Source organism: Micromonospora sp. NPDC050980, from assembly GCF_040653835.1.
Taxonomy (GTDB): Bacteria; Actinomycetota; Actinomycetes; order Mycobacteriales; family Micromonosporaceae; genus Micromonospora.
On sequence record NZ_JBFAGS010000018.1, the window covers coordinates 101720 to 120818 of the forward strand.

General features: G+C 75.7%; 15 protein-coding genes. 3 read left to right on the top strand and 12 right to left on the bottom strand.

Features of this window, described 5'->3' with window-relative positions; genetic code table 11:
- Positions 1 to 9 precede the first annotated feature (9 nt).
- Genes AB0H28_RS23770 through AB0H28_RS23780 form a run of 3 tightly spaced genes read right to left on the bottom strand, consistent with a single transcriptional unit; the run spans position 10 to position 3197 of the window.
- A complete protein-coding gene (locus AB0H28_RS23770; protein WP_358044081.1) occupies positions 10 to 1143 on the bottom strand; it encodes a class I SAM-dependent methyltransferase in 1134 nt (377 codons plus the stop codon).
- Positions 1140 to 1445, bottom strand: a complete 306-nt coding sequence (locus tag AB0H28_RS23775; RefSeq protein ID WP_358044084.1) for a phosphopantetheine-binding protein — start codon at positions 1443 to 1445, stop codon at positions 1140 to 1142. The genes AB0H28_RS23770 and AB0H28_RS23775 overlap by 4 nt, the downstream gene beginning before the upstream one ends.
- Before the next feature lie 24 nt (positions 1446 to 1469).
- Entirely contained in the window at positions 1470 to 3197 is a 1728-nt protein-coding gene (locus AB0H28_RS23780; protein ID WP_358044087.1) for an AMP-binding protein, read from the bottom strand.
- Between the two features lie 91 nt (positions 3198 to 3288).
- On the opposite strand from AB0H28_RS23780, the gene AB0H28_RS23785 reads away from it, so the two are divergent.
- Positions 3289 to 4440, top strand: coding sequence for an acyl-CoA dehydrogenase family protein (locus tag AB0H28_RS23785; protein ID WP_358044090.1), 1152 nt, complete (start codon positions 3289 to 3291; stop codon positions 4438 to 4440).
- Between the two features lie 32 nt (positions 4441 to 4472).
- Here the strand turns inward: AB0H28_RS23785 and AB0H28_RS23790 are convergent, their stop codons facing one another.
- Positions 4473 to 5846, bottom strand: coding sequence for an LLM class flavin-dependent oxidoreductase (locus AB0H28_RS23790; protein ID WP_358044092.1), 1374 nt, complete (start codon positions 5844 to 5846; stop codon positions 4473 to 4475).
- A gap of 59 nt (positions 5847 to 5905) precedes the next feature.
- Between AB0H28_RS23790 and AB0H28_RS23795 the strand changes: the two genes are divergently transcribed.
- Together AB0H28_RS23795 and AB0H28_RS23800 are read left to right on the top strand one after the other, a co-directional pair.
- Positions 5906 to 6964, top strand: a complete 1059-nt coding sequence (locus AB0H28_RS23795; RefSeq protein WP_358044095.1) for a methyltransferase — start codon at positions 5906 to 5908, stop codon at positions 6962 to 6964.
- Between the two features lie 10 nt (positions 6965 to 6974).
- Entirely contained in the window at positions 6975 to 7451 is a 477-nt protein-coding gene (locus AB0H28_RS23800; RefSeq protein WP_358044098.1) for a VOC family protein, read from the top strand.
- A gap of 45 nt (positions 7452 to 7496) precedes the next feature.
- On the opposite strand, the gene AB0H28_RS23805 is transcribed toward AB0H28_RS23800, so the two are convergent.
- The 8 genes from AB0H28_RS23805 to AB0H28_RS23840 form a co-directional block, all read right to left on the bottom strand.
- The gene (locus AB0H28_RS23805; RefSeq protein ID WP_358044101.1) at positions 7497 to 9185 is read right to left on the bottom strand and encodes a carbamoyltransferase C-terminal domain-containing protein; all 1689 of its coding nucleotides are present in this window, start codon (positions 9183 to 9185) and stop codon (positions 7497 to 7499) included.
- 25 nt (positions 9186 to 9210) lie between these two features.
- On the bottom strand, positions 9211 to 9714 hold the full coding sequence (locus AB0H28_RS23810) for a (2Fe-2S)-binding protein (protein WP_358044104.1): 504 nt from the start codon (positions 9712 to 9714) through the stop codon (positions 9211 to 9213).
- On the bottom strand, positions 9711 to 10532 hold the full coding sequence (locus tag AB0H28_RS23815; protein WP_358044106.1) for an FAD binding domain-containing protein: 822 nt from the start codon (positions 10530 to 10532) through the stop codon (positions 9711 to 9713). The genes AB0H28_RS23810 and AB0H28_RS23815 overlap by 4 nt, the downstream gene beginning before the upstream one ends.
- Positions 10529 to 11302: an alpha/beta fold hydrolase gene (locus AB0H28_RS23820; RefSeq protein WP_358044109.1), complete on the bottom strand. Its 774-nt coding sequence runs from the start codon at positions 11300 to 11302 to the stop codon at positions 10529 to 10531. Before AB0H28_RS23820 ends, AB0H28_RS23815 begins: the two co-directional genes overlap by 4 nt.
- Entirely contained in the window at positions 11299 to 12462 is a 1164-nt protein-coding gene (locus tag AB0H28_RS23825) for a Gfo/Idh/MocA family oxidoreductase (protein ID WP_358044112.1), read from the bottom strand. Before AB0H28_RS23825 ends, AB0H28_RS23820 begins: the two co-directional genes overlap by 4 nt.
- A complete protein-coding gene (locus AB0H28_RS23830; RefSeq protein WP_358044115.1) occupies positions 12459 to 13562 on the bottom strand; it encodes an NAD(P)H-binding protein in 1104 nt (367 codons plus the stop codon). The genes AB0H28_RS23825 and AB0H28_RS23830 overlap by 4 nt, the downstream gene beginning before the upstream one ends.
- A gap of 1 nt (position 13563) precedes the next feature.
- Positions 13564 to 18591, bottom strand: a complete 5028-nt coding sequence (locus AB0H28_RS23835; protein WP_358044118.1) for an amino acid adenylation domain-containing protein — start codon at positions 18589 to 18591, stop codon at positions 13564 to 13566.
- Positions 18588 to 19099, bottom strand: a 512-nt coding sequence (locus tag AB0H28_RS23840) for a phosphopantetheine-binding protein (RefSeq protein ID WP_358044121.1), incomplete at its 5' end; no start/stop codon positions are given. The genes AB0H28_RS23835 and AB0H28_RS23840, both read right to left, overlap by 4 nt.

The window sequence follows — 19099 nt, forward strand, 5'->3', positions numbered from 1 at the left end:
CGAGCAGTCTCAGCCGGTGAGGTGGTAGAGCCGGTGGAACCGGTCGTCCACCGGCACGATCTGCATGTCGGCGAAGCCGGCGTCGGTGGCGAACCGCCGCACCTGGGCCGGGCGCAGCGCCGTCCCGCTGGCCGACGAGTCCGGCCCGGCCAGGCCCGCCGGCAGGCAGTGCAGCACGCTCGTGGCGTACTGGAACCGCTCCACCTCGTCGCCGGGCGCCACGAAGCGGTGGGCCACCTTGGCGTCGAGCACCAGCACCGCGCCGGACCCGGCGCGCAGCCGGCGGCAGGCCCGCAGCACCGGCACCGGCCGGCTCATCTCGTGCAGCGCGTCGAAGACGCAGACCAGGTCGTAGCCGCCGGCCGGCTCCGCCTCGGCCGCGTCGCGACGGTGGAACCGGACCCGGTCGGCCACCTGAGCCGCGGCGGCGTTCTCCGCCGCCGCGGCCAGCGTCGCCGCGTCCAGGTCGAAGCCGTCGACCTCGGCGAGCGGGTACGCGCGGGCCAGCGCGACGGCCGCCCAGCCGGCCCCGCAGCCCACGTCGGCGATCCGGCTCGGCCCGGCGGAGAGCCGTGCGTGGATCTCCGGCAGGAACGCGGCCAGCCACCCGGGCAGCGCGTGGGTGAACAGCGCCCGGTTGGCGCCGGAATGCCCATGGCGCCAGTCGTCGCCGAACGCCTCGTCCGGCACCCCCGCCCCGGTCCGGTACGCCTCCAGCAGCGCCGGCAGCGCCCCGGCCACCCCGCCCAGCGGCAGCATGGTCAGCGACACCAGCGACAGCGGGCTGTCCGAGGCGAGCAGCACCTCGGCGTGCCCCTCCGGGAGCCGGTAGACCCGCCGCTCCGGCGCCGCGGTGACGTCGTCCACGTCGAGGAAACCGGCCACCGCCTGCTGCTCCAGCCACTCGCGCGCGTACCGGGGAGCGATCCCGGCACGCGCGCACAGCTCCGCGGGGTCGGCCGGGCCCGCCCGCAGCGCCTCGTACAGCCCCAGCCGGGTGCCCAGGTAGCCGGCGAGCAGCTCCTGGGTGTGCAGCATGGCGAGGAACAACCGCAGCGACAGCGCCCGGGCGCGACGCTGCGCCTCGTCGGCCGGCGCACCGGACGCCGCCGGTTCCGGTGCGCGCCCGGTGCGGGTGGTCAACTGGCCATCTCGCCGCGCTCGCGCAGGATGCCGCTCACGTGCTCGACGACCGCGTCGATCGTGACGATCTTGCGGGCCGTCGTCTCGTCGATCGGCGGCAGCTCGAACTCGTCCTCCAGCGTGAACGCCAGCTCCAGCAGGGCCAGCGAGTGGAACCCGAGATCCTCGACCAGCCGCGAGTCACCCGCCCCCTCGATCTGCTCCGGGTTCGGTGCCAGTTCGGTGACGATCGCGGTCACCGACTCGCGGACGTCCTCCTCGGTACGCACCTCGGTCGGGGTCGACCTGGTCGCCTCGGTCATTGCCGCCTCCTGTCCGGACATCCCTCAGGACGCCGTCGTGTGTTCGGTGGTCTGCTGCCGCTGCCCGGTGGTCGGGGTGACCACGGTGCCGGGCAGCCGGTCGTCGACGAACGCCTGCCACATCTGGCGCCGCCGAGGTTTGCCGCTCGAGGTGCGGGCGATCGTGCCGCGCGGGGCGTCCACGATGACCACCTGCGCGCCCTCCGCCCGCCGGCGCAGCTCCTGCGACGCCTGCGCCAGCCATTCGGGGCGCGCCTGCTCGAAGACCGCGACCACGGTCGCCGTCCCGGCCCGGTGGCCCAGCAGGGCGGCCATCCGCTGCGCCGGCACGCCGGGCCGGCAGATCGCCCACTCCAGGTCCTCGGCGAAGACCGCCCGGCCGCGCACCTTCATGCTGTCGCCGAGGCGGCCGAGCACGTGCAACTGGCCCTCGTGCAGGAAGCCGGCGTCGGCGGTGCGCAGCACGCCGCCGCCGAGCGCGGTCTGCGACGCCGACTCGGCCTCGTTGACGTATCCCTGGGCGACCGACGGCCCGCGCACCTCGATCTCGCCGACCACGCCGTCGGGCACCGGCGCGCCGTCGGTGTCCAGGATCCGCACCTGCACCCCGGCCAGCGGCCGTCCGCAGCCGACCACCGGCTGCGTCGGCCCGTCGTCGGCGGGGGCGGGCCCGTCGGGGCCGGCCACCGCCCGCGCGCCCGGGCGTAGCCGGTCCGGGCGCAGGTCGACGGCGGCGTACAGCTCGTCCAGCGGCAGCCCGGTCACCGCCAGGGTCGCCTCGGCCAGCCCGTACGCGGGCAGCAGCGCCCGCGGGTCGAAGCCGTGCGGGACGAGCAGGTCGCAGAACCGGCGTAGCGCGTCGACGTCGATGCGTTCGGCGCCGACGATCACCGCCCGCCAGGCGGAGAAGTCCATCCCGGCCAGCGCGGCCGGGCGCACCCGCCGGGCGATGTACTCCAGCCCGAAGTTCGGCATGGAGGTCAGCCGCGCCCCGTGCCGGCCGAAGCAGCGCAGGTAGCGGGCGGGGTCGCGGACGAACTCCTCGGACGGCATCAGCCACAGGTCGCTGGTGTTGACCACCGGGGTCACCAGGCAGCCGATCAGGCCCATGTCGTGGTGCACCGGCAGCCAGGAGGCGGTCGGGTCGTCGGGAGTCATGGCCAGCCACTGCCGGATCGCCGCGACGTTGGCGGCGAGCGCGGCGTGCGGCACGCGTACGCCCCGGGCGCGTCCACTGGAGCCGGAGGTGAACTGCAGCAGGGCCAGCGGGCCGGGCTCGACGACCGCGCCCCGGGCGTCGCCGCCGGCCTCGACGAGTTCCTCGGCGCCGAGCACCCGGGGCACGCCGGCGGTCGCGGCCAGCGGCCCGATCGTCGCGGTGAGCCGCGGCGCGCAGACCAGCACGCGGGGCGCGGCGGCGCGCAGCAACCCGAGCACGTGCTCGCGGTAGACGTCGCGGTCGCCGAAGGTCAGCGGCGGGGCGATCGGCGAGGGCGCCGCCCCGGCGGCCATCGCGGCGAACAACGTGGCGACGAAGTCCGGTCCGGCCGGCTCGACGACGGACACCACGTCGCCCGGACCCACCCCGCAGGCTCGCAGTCCGGCGAGGATCGCCCGGGTGCGGTCGGCGAGTTCGGCGTAGGAGCGGAAGTCCCAGTCGTCGCCGGCGGCGGCGAAGTGCACACCCCGGTCCGAACGGGGCCGTTCCAGCCAGCTCAGCAACGGTGAGCCCGACGTGGCGTCTGCGGTCATCGGCCCGTCACCTCCTCCCCAGTACATGTATCGGAGATTGATAGCAGATACAAGGCTAAACAAGATACGAGTAAGCCGATAGAGTGCATCCGTGACCAGTACGCTGCCCCGGGTCGACGGACTGCTTCCCGACCTGGCGGAACGGGCGCCGGAGATCGACCGCACCGGCCGGATCCCGGACGACGTCATCGCCGGCCTCGCCGCGGCCGGCTGCCTGCGCATGCTGGTGCCGGCCGAACACGGCGGCGCCGACCTGCCGCTGGTCGAGGCGCTGCGGGTGGTCGAGCAGCTCTCCGTCGCCGACTCGTCCACCGGCTGGCTCATCGGCCAGGTCGGGCTGGCGCACCTGCTGTTCGCCTGCTTCCCCGAGACCGCCCGCCGGGAGATCTACGCGGCCGGCCCGGACGTGCTCGGCGCCGGCGCGGTCGCGCCCAAGGGCCGGGCCGCCCCGGACGGCGCGGGCGGCTGGCAGGTCAACGGCCGGTGGCCGTTCGTCACCGGCGCGCCGCAGGCGAGCTGGATCTACCTGAACTGCCTGGTGCTCGACGGGCGCACCCCGCGCACCCTGCCCAACGGCGCCCCGCTGACCCGGATGGTGCTCTTCCCCGCCGCCGAGCTGGAGCTGGTCGACACCTGGCAGGTGCTCGGCCTGCGCGGCACCGCCAGCCAGGACGTCCGGGCGGCGAACCGGAGCTGCCCGGAGCATCGCGGCTTCAGCCTGGTCGGCGGCGGCGACGAGGTGCACCGCACGGTGTTCCGGATCGCCCAGGCCGGGCTGCTCATCGCCGCGGTCGACCTCGGCATCGCCCAGGGCGCCGTGTCCGACGCCGCCGCCCAGGCCGCCGCCGGCCGCCGGCGCACCTTCAGCACCCGTTCGCTCGCCGACTCCCCCGTCTTCCACGACCGGCTCGGCGAGGCCCACGTGGCGCTGCGCGCGGCCCGCGCGCTGTTGCACGCCGAGGCCGAGAACGCCTGGGCGACCGCCCGCCGGGGCGAGGTGCTCAGCCCGCTGGAGCGGGCCTGCCTGCGGGCCACCGCCGCACAGGTCACCAGCGTCGCCCACCAGGCCGTGCAGGCGGCGTACGCGCTCGCCGGCGCGTCGACCGTGTTCGACGGCTCGCCGCTGCAACGCCGGCTGCGCGACATCAACACCGCGACCCAGCACTTCGTCAACGGCCGCGACAGCTTTGCCACGGTGGGCGCGCTGCTGGCCGGCGCGCCGGTCGACACCACCATGTTCTGACCCCCCCCGGATCGCCCGGCCCGCCGCACCGGTCAGGCCGGCGCGGGCGCCAGCGCCGGCACCCGGGGCGGCACCGGGGCGCCGGCGCCGAAGTAGCGCTCCCGCAGCGTCCGCTGCGCCGGGTCGTACGCGGTGCGGAACAGCCCGCGGCGTTGCAGCTCCGGCACCAGCAGGTCGCAGATGTCGGCGATGCCCTGGGTGGTCGGGCAGGGGATGAGGTTGAAGCCGTCCACGTCGGCGACCTCCATCCACTGCTCCATCCGGTCGGCGACCTGCTCCACGGTGCCGAACAGGGTGACCGGCGCGTTGGTGCGCGGGCGGCGCGCGGTCGCCACCAGGTAGCGCACGTCGCCGACGGTCCAGTCGCGCTCCGGGCCGAGGCGGCGCAGGAAGCCCAGGAAGCTGTGACTGCCCTGCCCGGCGATCTCGCCCACCGGCGTCTCGTCCGGGTACGCGCCCAGGTCGACGTCCATCCAGCCGCACCACTTCGCCAACTGGCCCTCCCCGCTCCACAGCGCCACGTACTCCTCGGCGCGGCGGCGGGCCTCCTGGCGGGTCGGCGCGACCATCACCATGCTGCCCTGCAACGCCTTGACCGACCGCGGGTCGCGCCCGTGCGCGGCGACCAGCGAGCGCAGCCTCGCCACCTGCGGCGCGCCGTCGGCCGGCTCGGCCATGGTCAGGAACACCACCTCGGCGTGCCGGGCCGCGAACGTGAGCCCCCGCCCGGACGCCCCGGCCTGGTAGAGCACCGGCGTACGCTGCGGCGACGGCTCGCACTGGTGCGGCCCCCGCACGTCGAAGAACCGCCCCCGGAGGTCGATCTGGTGGACCCGGTCCGGGTCGGTGAACACGTTCGCGGCGGCGTCGCGCACCACCGCGTCGTCGTCCCAACTGTCCTCCCACAGCCGGCGCGCGACCTCGACGTACTCGTCGGCGCGGTCGTAGCGCTCGTCGTGGTCCAGGTGCTCGCCCAGGCCGTTCGCCGAGGCCGAGCGGAGATACGAGGTGACGATGTTCCAGGCGACCCGGCCGCCGGTGAGGTGGTCCAGCGAGCTGAACACCCGGGCGCACTCGTACGGTGCGTGGTAGGTGGTCGAGTAGGTGACCGCCAGGCCGAGCCGGGAGGTGGTGGCCGCGATGGCCGGCAGCACCAGCAGCGGGTCGATCGACGGAATCTGCACCGCGTGCCGCACCGCGGCCCGCCAACTGCCCTGGTAGACGTCGTAGACGCCGTGCACGTCGGCGAAGAAGAGCGCGTCCAGGCAGGCGGCCTCCAGCTTGCGGCCGAGCTCCACCCAGTAGCCGAGGTCGCGGTAGCCGGTGGCGCTGCGGTCGGCCGGATGCCGCCAGAAGCCCTTGAACTGCGGGGACGGCGAGCACTGGGTGAACAGATTCAGATGCACGTATCAAGCATCTCGCATCGTATCTGGTATGGCAACGGCCGAGCCGATACGGTGTCGTCATGCCCGTGACGCCCCGCATCGACCTCGCCTCGGTCACCCGGCTCACCGAGCTGGCCGACTACATCGTCCCGTTCACCATCCGGGTCATGTGCGACCTCGCCGTCGCCGACCAGCTCACCGACGGCCCGCTGCCGGTGCGCGAGCTGGCCGACCGCGTCGGCGCGCACCCCGGCGCGCTGACCCGCGGCCTGCGCGCCCTGGCCGGGCGCGGCATCTTCACCGAGACCGAGCCGGAGGTCTTCGGGCTCACCCCGCTGGCCGAGCCGCTGCGCAGCGACCACCCGTTCTCGGTACGCGAGTGCTTCCCGCTCATGCCGCCCGACATCTACTCGTGGGCGCGGCTGACCCACAGCATCCGCACCGGGGAGACCGCGTTCGGCCACGTCCACGACGGCGCGCGCTACTACGACCACTTCGCCGACCACCCCTACGAGTGCGTCCGGTTCGAGCGCTCGGCGGAGAGCGTCAACCCGTTCGTGCTGCGCACCGTGCTGCCCGTGCTCGACCTCGCCGACGCCGCGACGCTGGTGGACGTCGGCAGCGGGCACGGCACCTTCACCGCCGGGCTGCTCGCCCGCCACCGGCGGTTGCGCGCCGTCCTGGTCGACCTGCCGCACGTGGTGGCCGAGGCGCCGGCCGTGCTGGCTCGCGCCGGGGTGTCGGACCGGTGCGAGCTCCGCCCCGGCTCGTTCTTCGACCCGCTGCCGGAAGGCGCCGACGTCTACCTGCTCAAGACGATCATCCACGACTGGCCCGACGAACAGGCCGCGCGGATCCTGCGATCGGTACGCGCCGCCGCCCGGCCGGACAGCCGGGTGGTCATCGTCGAGTCGGTCAGCCGGTACGGCAACCACGACGACACCGGCAAGGTGATGGACGTCAAGGCGCTGGCCCTGTTCGGCGGGCACACCCGCACCACCGACGAGTTCCGCGCGCTGCTCGGCGACGCCGGCTTCCACCTCGTGCGCACCACCCCGACCTCGTCGATGTCCGTCCTGGAGGCGGCGCCCACCGCTCATTCCCCGGTGGCCGCCGCGCCGGCCGGCCGGGCCGGTTGAGGAGGACCCGATGCCCCGCCTGGACGGCCGCAACCACATCAACCTCACCGTCGTCGACCTCGACCGCAGCACCGAGTTCTACCAGGCGGTCTTCGAGATGGTGGTGGTCAACGACGTCACCCCGCCCGAGTCCGGGTTCCGGTTCCGCACCCTGGTGCACCCCGGGTCGTTCGCCTCGGTGGTGCTCGGGCGGGCCGAACCGCCCGGCGACCCGAGCGTGCCGGACCGCTTCGACGAGCGCCGCCCCGGCCTGCACCACCTGGCCTACCACGTGCCCGAGCGGGGTGACCTCGACGACTGGGTCACCCACCTCGACGCGCTCGGCGTGACCCACTCCGGCATCACCACCTCCAAACACGAGGCGGGCTCGCAGATCTGGCTACGTGACCCGGACCACATCTGGCTGGAGTTCTACTGGGTCAACCGCGACTTCTTCGTCGACCGGCTGCGGCAGGTGTGGCGGCGCGAGCGCCGCCGCGCCGCCTGACCGGCCGGGCGGGGCGGACCGGGAACCCGGCCCGCCCCGCACCGATCAGGCCGGCAGCTCGTCGGCGCCGCGGGCCACCACCGTGTCGCCGAGCACCAGCAGGTCGATCTCCTTGGCCCGGGTGAACGTGTCCACCGCGTCGGCCGCCGAGTCGACGATCGGGTCACCGGCCAGGTTGAACGACGTGTTGACCACCGCCGGCACGCCGGTGAGCTGCCGGAACTGCTCGATCAGCGCCCAGTAGCCGGGGTTGGTGTCGCGGTGCACCGTCTGCGGGCGCGCCGAGCCGTCCACGTGCGTCACCGCCGGGATCCGCCGCCGGGCGTCCGGGCGCACCGACGCGGCGGCCAGCATGAACCTCGACGGGTCGTCGAGGCGGCCCTCGATCAGCTCGTGCGCGTGCTCGGCGAGCATGCTCGGCGCCACCGGGCGCCACATCTCCCGCCCCTTGACCACGTTGAGCCGCTCCAGGCTGCGCCGGTCGCGCGGGTCGGCGAGCAGGCTGCGGGCGCCCAGCGCGCGTTGCCCGATCTCACCGCGGCCCCGGGCCCAGCCGACGATGCGTCCCCGGGCGATCTCACCGGCCACGAACCGGGCCAGCGCGTCGTCGCCGAGGCGCCGGAACGGCAGGCCGGCCTGGGCGGCGGCGGCCTCCCCCGCCTCCGTCGTGACCGGCCGCCCCCAGTAGGCGTGGTCGATGCGGGTGGGCGTGAACGCCCCGCACTCGCGCGCGGACACCAGCGCGGCGCCCAGCGACACCCCGGCGTCGGTGGGCACCGGCGGCACGTAGACGCGGTCGAACAGCCCGCTGCGGACCAGGACGCCCACCATCGTGCAGTTCATCGCCACGCCGCCGGCCAGCGCCAGCACCGGCGTGTCCACCCGCCGACGCAGCTCGGTGGCCAGCGACAGCACCGCCTCCTCCAACCCCTGCTGGACGGTGGCGGCGAAGTCCGCGTACGCGATCGGCTCCTCCGCCTCGCGCGGCGCGTACGGGAAGAACCCGCCGAATCCCGGGCGCAGCGACTCGGCGACCGCCGGGTAGTAGGCCATCAGCGGGCCGAGCGAGGCGATCCGCCGCGCCGGCACCTGCGCGGCGGGCGCCCGGACCAGCTCGTATCCGCCCGGCACGGCCCGCACCGGCGCGCCCGGGGCGGGCCGCCCGTACGCGGCGAGCCCCATCAACTTCCCGGTGCCCCAGTAGCCAAGGCCGGCCCACTCGGCCGCGGCGTTGTAGTAGAAGCCCAACGACTCCTCGACCGGCCACTCCCGCAGGATCTCCACCTCGCCGTCGGCGAACCGGCCGATCGACGTCGACTGGGTCTCCCCCGCCCCGTCGACGACCAGCACCGCGGCCTCGTCGACGTCGCAACTGAACGCGGCGCTCGCCGCGTGCGCCACGTGATGCGGCACCCAGCGCACCGCCGGCATGACCAGATCCTCCTGGTCGGGAAAGAGCATCGCCCGCAGCCCGTCGGTGGTGAACCGACGGTTGCGGCCCAGCGGGATCTGCCGGAAGTCCCAGCCGATCGCCACGGTGTCCACCTCCGCCGGCCCGATCCCGGCCATCGCCAGGCAGGCGGCCACCGCCTCCGCCGGCGGCTGCCCGACCGCGTGCTTGCGCCGGCTGACCCGCTCCTGCTCCACCAGGGCGCAGAGCGCGCCGTCACGCAGCAGCGCCGCGCTGGAGTCGTGGAAGCCGATGTTCACCCCGAGTACGTAACGTGCCGACATCGTCGGCCTCCCTTCCGGTTGGCGTTCACCCGGCGTGGCGGGCCGCGTCGACGGCGAGCACGGCACGGACGATGTTGTGATAGCCGGTGCAGCGGCACAGGTTTCCCGTCAGCCCGCGCCGCACCTCCTGCTCGGTCAGCGGGCCCGGGTGCTCGGCCAGCAGGCTCACCGCCGCGAGCACCATGCCGGGCGTGCAGAAACCGCACTGCAAGGCGTGGTGCTCCCGGAACGACTCCTGCACCGGGTGCAACCGGTCGCCGTCGGCCAGCCCCTCCACGGTGCCGATCTCGGCGCCGTCGGCCTGTGCGGCGAGCAGCGTGCACGACTTGGCCGACCGGCCGTCCAGCAGCACCGTGCAGGCGCCGCAGGAGGAGGTGTCGCATCCGACGGTGGTGCCGGTCAGTGCCAACTCCTGGCGGATCAGGTGCACCAGCAGGGTGCGGGCCGGCACCTGACGGGTGTGCGGACGGCCGTTGACGGTGACCGTGACCGTGACGGTCGCGGTGCCGGGTCGGGTGTCGACGGTCATCGGCGCTCCTCCACGGGGTCGGCGAGAGCCCGGGCCACCAGCACCCGGCTCAGGTGTCGGCGGTAGTCGGCCGAGCCACGCAGGTCGTCGGCCGGTTCGCAGTCGCGGTCCGCGTACGCCGCCGCGGCGACCGGTCCGGCGCCCTCGGCGAGCGCCCTCTCGACGGCCGTTGCGCGCCGGATCGTCCGGTCCATGCCGGCCAGCGCGATCCGGCCGTCGGCCACCGCGACGGCGACGAGGGACCACTCCAGCGCCGGCCGGGCGAACGTGCGGTAGCTCCACCGGCGTGGGCCGGGCAGCGGCACCCGCACCTCGGTGAGCAGTTCGTCGGGGCGGCACACGGTGACGCCCGGCGCGACGGCCAGCTCGGCGACGGGCACCAGCCGGGTGCCGTCCACGCTGGTCAGGACCGCGGTGGCGGCGAGCGCGACCAGGGCGGTCGGCAGGTCCGCGGCCGGATCGGCCTGGGCCAGCGCGCCACCCACCGTGCCGGCGTGGCGGACCTGCGGGTCGCCGACCGCCGCGGCGGCCGCCGCCAGGATCGGCGCGTGCCGCTCGACGAGCGGGTCGGTGAGCAGCAGGTGGTAGCGGGTCAACGCGCCGATCGCGAGGTGGTCGCCGTGCGCCGTCACGTACGACAGCTCGGTGAGCCGCCCCAGGTCCAGCAGCGTGTCGACGGCGTCGCGGCGCAGCTTCAGCGCCGGCAGCAGGGACTGCCCGCCGGCCAGCGGTCGCAGCAGGTCGCCGTGCTCGCGCCGCAGCCGCAGCGCCTCGGTCAGGTCGCCGGCGCGGCGGTAGCGCAGGTGGGCCGGGATCACGGGCCGGCCGCCGACCAGGTGGGCACCGGGCTGCGATGCGTGGCGCGCAGGATCGTCTCGACGAGCCGGTGGCGGTGGACGAGCAGGTAGAAGTGCCCGCCCGGAAAGGTGTGCAGGGCGAACCGGCCCCGGGTCCGATCCGCCCAGGCGCCCGCCTCCTCGGCGGTCACCTCGCTGTCGTCCGCGCCGACGCACGCCAGCACCGGGGCGCGCAGCGGCACCGGCGGCGCCGGCCGCCACGTCTCGGCGATCCGGTAGTCGGCGCGCAGCACCGGCAGCGCCACCGCCTTCACCCCGTCGTGTTCCAGCGTCTCCCGGCCGGTCCCGCCGAGGCGGCCGGTCTCGGCCCAGAGCGTGTCGTCGTCGGCCAGGTGCACGCGGGTGTCGCGCAGCCGGTCCGGCGCCGGGCGGCCGGAGACCACCAGCGCCCGCAGCCCGCCGCCCGGGCCGTCGAGGCGGCGTGCCGCCTCGTACGCCACCGACGCGCCGAGACTGTGGCCGAACAGCACCACCGGGGTGTCGCCCGGCAGCGCGCGCAGCGCGGAGACGACGCCGTCGGCCAGGCTCGGCAGGTCCGCGGCGAACGGCTCCCCGGTGCGGTCCATCCGGCCCGGGTACTGCACGGCGTGCAGCTCGACGTCGTCGGGCAGGTGCGCCGCCCACGGCCGGTAGAACGCCGCGTTGCCGCCGGCGTGCGGGAAGCAGACCAGACGCAGCGCCGGCCAGCGCAACGGCCGGGGGCAGCGCAGCCAGGTCCGGGCGGCGTTCACCGGCGCGCCCCGATCGGCTCCGGCTCGACCGCCCGGTCGGCGGCCTCGGCCAACGCCGTGACGTCGGCGGGCAGCAGCATCCGCGGCGGCGTGGAGTGCAGCAGCTCGGGCGGCCCGAGCCGGGCCGTGACGTCCTGCCACAGCCGGCACAGGGTCAGGTGGTACTGGCCGTGGCGGACCGGCTTCTCGCCGGCCTGCGCCGCGCGGTGCAGCTCGCCCAGCGCGTGCCCGACGCCGGCCGGCCAGACCCGCTCGAAGACGTCGCGGTAGCTGGGCGCGGTCGGCTCGTCCAGCGGCTGCGCGCTCGGCACGTCCAGGTGGTCCGGCTCGTCGCCGGCCGACGCGGCGAAGTGCGGGCGGCCCACCGCCCGGTCCTGCACCTGCTGCGGGAAGTCGGGCCGCGGACTCCACACCGTCGGACCGTGCGTGCCCAGCAGGGTCAGGTTGCCGGCCTCGGTGCCGATGGTGACCCGGTGCAGCAGGTGCGCGTAGTTGTCCGGGTCCGCCGGGTCCATCTGATTCTGCACCCGCAACGTCAGCGGCACCCCGGCGAGCACCCCGTCGACGCTGCGGAACGGCACGTCCACCGGGGACAGCCGGCGCACCTGCTCGGGCAGCTCCGCCGGGGCCGCCAGCCCCCACGGGCGTACCCCGCCGAGCGCCTGGCCGAGGATGTCCAGCAGCGCGTACGCGACCTGGAAGCCGCACGCCGCGTCGACGTAGCGGGCCGGCCGGCGGGCAAGCAGGGCGCGGGCCGCGGCGACGAACCGGCGCACCGGCGCGGTGTGCACGTAGAACGAGTTGAGGTGGTAGACCACCCCGGACCGGCCGGCGGTGCGCAGGCACTCGACCAGCTCGTCGTGGTGCAGCGGATGCTCCTGCAGCACGTGCAGGCCGCGTGCCATCAACGCCCGGGCCACCTCGCCGCCGGGCCCGCCCAGCAGGCCACCGCGGATCACCACGCAGGCCAGCGGAACGTCCTCGGGCACCTGCGCCACGTCGGTCCACAGCGGCACCCCGTAGTGCCGGGCGCAGGCCACCGAGCGGGCGCTGCCGCCGGCCAGGATCCCGGCCAGCTCGAACGGGAAGTCGGGTTGCCGGAACGCCTGCAGGTAGACCTGGCCGAACTTGGTACCGGCGACGAGCACCCTCGGTTTCACGCCACCCCCTCCTCGATCGGTTCGTACCGGTCCAGCGGTCCGTCCTCGACGTGCAGCGCGGTGACCGCCGGGCTGGCCCGCAGCCGGTCCACCGCCCACCCCGGGTCGACCGCCTCGGCCAGGTGGTGCACGCCGGGCCGTAGATCACCGGCGGCGGCGGCGACCGCGCCGATGGCCACCGCGGCGCCGGTGAGCGCGTTCGCGCCGACCCCGCGACAGGCCAGCACGCGGCTGCCGGTCGGTCCGGCCAGTTCCACGACCAGCACCTGATAGCGGGGCCGGCCGAAGGCGTCCAGCTCGGCCGCCCGGCACAGCGCCCGCGCCGCGTCGGCCAGCCCGTCCGGACCGTCGGTGGCGCGGCGCGCCCCGTCGGCGAGCGCGGCCGGCACCCGGCTGCCGGCGAACGCCGACCACCAGTCCGCCTCGGCGAGGCCGAGCCGCCCGGCCAGCCGCTCCGTCTCGGTGCTCAGGTAGGGCTGCAGCAGCACCGGCTCGTCGAAGAACGGCACCGCCACGCCGGCCCGGGCGGTCAGCGTTCGGCTGCGCCGCGCCCCGTCCCGCCAGGCGGCCAGCGGCTCGCCGTAGCCGCCGTCGCCCACGGCGAGGAAGTCCCGCGCGGCGCCCGGGGTGAACCCGTCCCGCCCGCCGACCCACCCGGCCATCCGCCGGGCGTCCGGCACCTGTCCGGCCAGGTAGGCGGGGAGCAGGCCGGACAGGCCCGGCATCATCCCGGCCGAGACCACCGCGACCCGGTCGGCGGCGCCGGGCAGCGCGGCGACGGCCCGGTACAGCCCGTCGTCACCGGCGGCGTCCACGTAGGCGGCGCCGGCGCGGGCGGCGGCCCGGGCGACCGTGTCGCCGACTGTGACGGCGGGACCGGCGCAGTTGACCACCGTGTGGCAGCCCGCGCAGAAGACGTCCAGGCTGCCCTGGTCGGTGAGGTCCACCGGGCACGCCCGGACCCGAGGGTCGTCGGTCGGCACCCGCCGCGCGTCACGACTGCCCGCGCGCACGGTGTCCACGGTCCACGCCAGCAGGTGCGCCAGCGCGTGCCGGCCCACCCCACCTGTCGCACCCAGCAGCGCGATCGTGCCCGACACGTCAGCCCTCCCCGGCGATCGCGCCGGCCCAGCCGGCCGGGTCGTCCGGCACTCGGGCCACGGCCAGCTCACCGAGGCACACCTCGCGCCACCACGCCACGGCCGCCGGGTCCGGCTCGTCCGGGCAGAGCAGCGTCACGTCCCCGGCGTACGGCGAGCTGGCGTACGCGTCGCCCGGCACCGGGTCGGCGACCACCAGCCCGGTCACGTCCACCCCGGACTCGGTGAGCTGCCGGGCCAGCTCCAGCGCCAGCGCGCCGGCCTCGCCCCGGCCCACCACCGACAGCGGCTCGGCCGTCAGGTGCCCGGCCAGCTCGGCGGCGTAGTCGGCGGCGAGCCGCTGCACCAGTGGCGCCGGGTCCAGGCCGGCGTGACGGTGCAGGCCACCGTCGGCCACGCCCCACACCGCGCCGCCGGCGGCAAGCGGGGCGGGCAGGCCGGCGTACCCGTCGAGCCGGCCGCTGCCGTCGTGCACCAGCACGAACCGGGGCGGGCCGTCGCCGGCGAGCCGGGTCACCTCGATCGCGGCGGCGTCCGCGCCGTCGTCGGGGGCGGGCGAGCCGGTCGAGGCCGCGAGCCGCCCGGCCAGCGCGCCGACGGTCGGATGTTCGAGGATGGTCCGCAGCAGCTCGTCGAAGAAGACCCCGGACGCGGCCGGCACCCGCTCGGCGAGCTGACCGGCGAGTTTCGCGGCGAGCAGCGAGTCACCGCCCGACGCGAAGAAGTCGGCGTCGCGGCTGATCCGGTCGAGGCGCAGCACGTCCGCCCAGACGGCCGCGATCTCCTCCTCCAGGCCGGCGCTCGGCGCGGCGCCGCCCGCCTCCGGGCCGGCGGTCGTGGCGGCCACCAGCCGGCGCACGGCCGCGCGGTCCAGTTTGCCGTTTGCGGTGCGGGGCAGCTCGTCGACCACCTGCAGCACGCTCGGCGCCATGTAGTCGGGCAGCCGCTCGGCCAGGTGCGCCCGCAGCTCGTCCGGCACCACCCGACGCCGGTCCGCCTTGACCCGGGCGGCGATGATCCGCATGCCGAGGCCGGCCATCGGGTCGTCCGGCGCGGGCAGGTCGAGCACCGGCGCGGCGCCCGCCCCGGCGAGCAGGCCGCGCCACTCGTCCGCGTCGAGGAACGTGCGGTCGGTGCCGCGCCGCAGGTCGGCGAAGTCGCCCGACTCGTCGTCGAGGCGCACCAGCAGTTCCAGCGACGTCATGATCTGGTAGTGCTCGCGGGTCATCTCCAGCAGCACCAGGTGCCCGCCGGGGGCGAGGAGGCCGCGCAGCCGGGCCAGGGTGGCCGGCACGTCCCGGGTGGCGTGCAGCACGTCACCGGCGATCACCAGGTCGGCGCTGTTGCCGGCGATGCCCTGCCCGGCCGGGTCGGCGTCGAGGTCGAGCGTGGCGAAGCGCAGGCCCGGCCGGTCGCCGAAACGCTGCCGGCCGGCCTCGACGAAGAACCCGGACAGGTCGGTGTAGAGGTAGTCGACGTCCAGCCCGTCGAGCGCGTCGAGGACGGCCGCCGTGGTGCCGCCCGAGCCGGCGCCGACCTCGACGATCCGCACCGGGGCGGGCAGCCGCTCGACGAGCGCCCGCACCGCCGTCGCGGCGACCGCGTTGGCCCAGCGGTTGAACAGCGCGCCCGTGTAGAGGTTGTCCGACACGGCCAGCTCGCCGGCGGGGAAGAGCAACGCCAGCGGGTCCTCGTCGTCGCGCAGCAGCGCCGGCAGCGCCGCGGCGCTGCCCTGGAAGTAGCGCACCAGCTCCGGCGCCTCCCCCACCTGCGCCGCCCGCCGCGCCGCCGCGTCCCACGCCCGCGCCGCCGGGGACAACGCCCGCACCAGTCGGTACGCGTCGTCGTCGCGCCGCAGCACGCCCGAGTCGGTGAGCGCCCGCAGCCACCGCCGCAGCAGCCGCCGGTGCCGGGGCGCGACGCCGGTCGCCGCGTACACCTCGGCGAGCGGGTGCGGGCGGTCGTCGAGGAACAGACCCGCCGCGCGCAGCGTGTCCAGCATGGCGGCCAGGCCGAGGCGGTCCAGGTCGTGCAGGTACGCCGCGTACCCGTCCAGGTCGGTGCCGGCGACCACGGCGGCGCCGGCGGCGGTGGGACCGGCCGGGTCGACGGACGGGGCCGGACCCGGCTCGACGGCGGCCGGCTGGACCGCGGCGGCCAGTTTGCGCTCCAGCGGACGATCGCCGTCCACCACGGCGACGGCCGCGCCGACCGCGGGATGGGCGAGCAGCGCCGACTCCACCTCGGCCAGCTCGATCCGGTGCCCGCGCACCTTCACCTGGTGGTCGTCCCGGCCGAGGAACTCGATCACCCCGTCGGGGCGGTAGCGGCCCAGGTCGCCGGTGCGGTAGAGCCGCTGGCCGGTTACCGGGTCGGTGACGAACCGCTCGGCGGTGCGCTCGACGTCGCCGAGGTAGCCCAGCGCCAGCCCGGCGCCACCGATGCACAGCTCGCCGGTGACCCAGTCCGGGCGGTCGCGCAGGCCGGCGTCGCGCACGTGCCAGCTCTGGTTGGCCAGCGGAACCCCGTACGGGATGCTGCGCCAGGACCTGTCGACCGCGCCGACCGGGTGGATGATCGACCAGATCGCCGCCTCGGTCGCGCCACCCAGGCTGACCACGGCCAGGCCCGGCACCAGGTGACGGATCTCGTCCGGCAGGGTCACCGGGATCCAGTCGCCGCTGAGCAGCGCCAGCCGCAGCGACGGCGTCCGCACCATCGGCGCGGCGGCGAGGTAGTCGGCGAGCATCTGCAACTGCGCCGGCACCGAGTTCCAGAGCGTCACCTCGTGGCCGGTCACCAGATCCGCCCAGTGGGTGGGGTCGCCGCGCCGCTCGGGATCGGGCAGCACCAGGGCGGCGCCGACCGCGGGCGGGCCGAACAGGTCGTAGACGGACAGGTCGAAGCCGAGGTTGGCCAGCCCGAGGATCCGGTCGTCGGGGGTCACGTCGAAGCGGGTGTTGATGTCGACCACCGTGTTCAGGGCCGCCCGGTGCGTGATCATCACGCCCTTCGGGGTGCCGGTGGAACCCGACGTGTGGATCACGTAGGCCAGGTCGTCCGGGCCGGCCAGGCGCGCCGGCAGGGCCGCCGGCGCGGGACCGTCGCAGTCGTCCACGTCGACGGCGCGAACGCCCTCCGGCCAGGACCCGGCGGCCCGGTCCGCCTCGGTGAGCACGAAGCGCACCGCCGCGCCGGCGAGGATCAGGTCGCGGCGGGCCGGCGGCTGGTTGGTGTCGATCGGCACGTACGCCGCGCCGGCGAGCAGCGCGCCGAACACCGCGACGACCTGACGCCACCCCTTGTCGGCGACCACGGCGACCAGGTCACCGGGGCGGCAGCCGGCCTCGGTGAGCCGGGCGGCCACCGCGCTCGCGCGGCCGGTGAGCTGCCGGTAGGTCAGGCTCGCGTCCGGCGCCACCACGGCGACCCGGTCCGGGGTGCGCAACGCCTGCGCGAGCACGCCCTCGTGCAGCAGCCCGTCGGGCAGCGGCGCGGCGGTGTCGTTGACCTCGGCCCGCCGCCGGGCGCTCGCCGCCGGCAGCGTGACCGGGGCCAGTTCCTCCCACGCCTCGTCGGTGCCGGCGAGCCGGCGCAGCAGCGTCGTGTACGCGGCGAACATCTCGTCGACGACGCCGTCGGGGAAGACGCCCTCCCGCACGTCCCAGTTGGTGGCCAGGCTACCGGAGCGTTCGATGTTCTGGCAGTCGATCCACACCTGCGGCGTCTGGCTGATGCCGTAGCCCAGCTCGCCGAAGCCCTCGACGCCGGTGTCGCCGCCCAGCCCGATCGCGCTGGTGAACACCACCGGCATGAGCGCGGCGTCGGGTCCCCGCCGCCGGGCCACCTCGCGCAGCACGTCGACACCGGAGAACCGGCGGTGGTCCAGGTCGGACCAGAGCTGGGCCTGCAGGCGCTTGGCCCGCTCCTGCACCGGCGCGTCCGGGTCCTGCTCGACGGCGAGCAGGCTGACCGAGGTGAAGTCGCCGACGATCCGGTCCACCTGCGGGTGCGTCGGCGTGCGGTCGAGCAGGGTGACGTCGACGCTGAACCGGGGGTGGGTGCTCCACGCGGCGATCACCTCGGCGTACGCGGCGAGCACCGCGCCGGACGGGGTGATCCCGTGCCGGCCGGCGCGCTGCCGCAGCCCGGCCCACTCGGACGGGTCGAGCCGCAGGTCGAGGCGGCGGAACCGGGGCGGGGCGGCGAGCGCGTCGGGGCGCAGCGGCAGCTCCGGCGCGGGGGGCAGGTCGTCGAGGCGGGCCAGCCACCAGTCCCGGTCGGCGTCGCGGCGGGGTCCGTCGCGCAGCGGCGCGGTGGCCAGCAGATGGTCCCGGAAGGTCAGCTCCAGGTCGTCGCCGGGCGGGTCACCGGCGTAGCGACGGCCCAGCTCGTCGAGGAGCAGGTTGATGCTGACGAAGTCGCAGACCAGGAAGTCGATCGAGAAGTGCAGCACGCTGCGCCCCGGGGCGCGGGTCACCGTCAACGTGAACAGCGGCCACCGCTGCGGGTCGTAGCGCCGGTGGTCCAGCTCCGCGCGGGTGCCGGCGACCGCGTCGGCGAAGCCGGCCGGGTCGACGTCGCGGACCTCGATCCGGTACGGCGGGACGTCGGGGCGTACCTGCTGGGAGCCGTCGCGGTTGACCACGGCCCGGAGCATGTCGTGCCGGGCGACCACGTCGCGCCAGGCGTGTTCGAGCCGGTCGACGTCGAGGTCGGTGAAGGCCAGTTCGCCGTAGCCGTGGCAGCCGACGCCGCCGTAGGCGAACGTCTCGCCGCGCCCGAGCAGGTAGGCGCTCTGCACGTCGGTGAGCGGGAACGGCTCGTGCCGCTGCTCGGGGTGCGGCACGGCGGCCGGGACGGCGGCGTCGCGCAGCGCGGCCAGCACCTCCTCCCGGTGCTGGCGCAGCGCGGCCCGCCGCTGGTCGGTGAGGACGCCGGCCGGGGCGCGGAAGCGGAGCTGGCCGTCCTCCTCCCAGAGTCGGACACCGAGATCCGCCAGTTCGGCGATCAGGTCCTGCCCGTTCATATCGCCCCTTCCTCGTACGCGCCGGCGGCGTCCTGCACGGCGGTGGCCAGGTCCGCGATGGTGGGTCGGTCGAACAGCCCGCGCATCGGCAGGTCGACGTCGTAGCGCTCGCGCAGCACGGCCAGCAGGCGGGTGGCGAGCAGGCTGTCCCCGCCGAGGCTGAAGAAGTTGCGGGTGCGGCCGGGCGTCGGGCACCGCAGCAACTCGGCCCAGAGCGCGCCGAGTTCGGTTTCCAGCCCGGGTCGGGGCGGCTCGTCGGGTGGCGCGCCGTCGCCGGCGGCGAGCAGCCGGGCCACCGCACCCCGGTCGATCTTGCCGTTGTCGCTCAGCGGGAGCTGGTCGAGGACGGTGATGTGCTCGGGGATCATGTAGGCGGGTAGGCGTTGGGTGAGGTGGGTGTGCAGGTCGTCGGTGTCGACGTCGTGGTGGACCGTGACGGCGGCGGCGAGGCGGCGGGTGGCGGTGCCGACGGCGACGGTGACGGCGTCGCGGACGGCGGGGTGGTGCA

Coding starts and splice junctions, on each gene's coding strand:
- AB0H28_RS23775 (WP_358044084.1), bottom strand. CDS start 1,445: ATGACCGAGGCGACCAGGTCGACCCCGACCGAGGTGCGTACCGAGGAG.
- AB0H28_RS23810 (WP_358044104.1), bottom strand. CDS start 9,714: ATGACCGTCGACACCCGACCCGGCACCGCGACCGTCACGGTCACGGTC.
- AB0H28_RS23835 (WP_358044118.1), bottom strand. CDS start 18,591: ATGAACGGGCAGGACCTGATCGCCGAACTGGCGGATCTCGGTGTCCGA.
- AB0H28_RS23800 (WP_358044098.1), top strand. CDS start 6,975: ATGCCCCGCCTGGACGGCCGCAACCACATCAACCTCACCGTCGTCGAC.
- AB0H28_RS23795 (WP_358044095.1), top strand. CDS start 5,906: ATGCCCGTGACGCCCCGCATCGACCTCGCCTCGGTCACCCGGCTCACC.
- AB0H28_RS23805 (WP_358044101.1), bottom strand. CDS start 9,185: ATGTCGGCACGTTACGTACTCGGGGTGAACATCGGCTTCCACGACTCC.
- AB0H28_RS23780 (WP_358044087.1), bottom strand. CDS start 3,197: ATGACCGCAGACGCCACGTCGGGCTCACCGTTGCTGAGCTGGCTGGAA.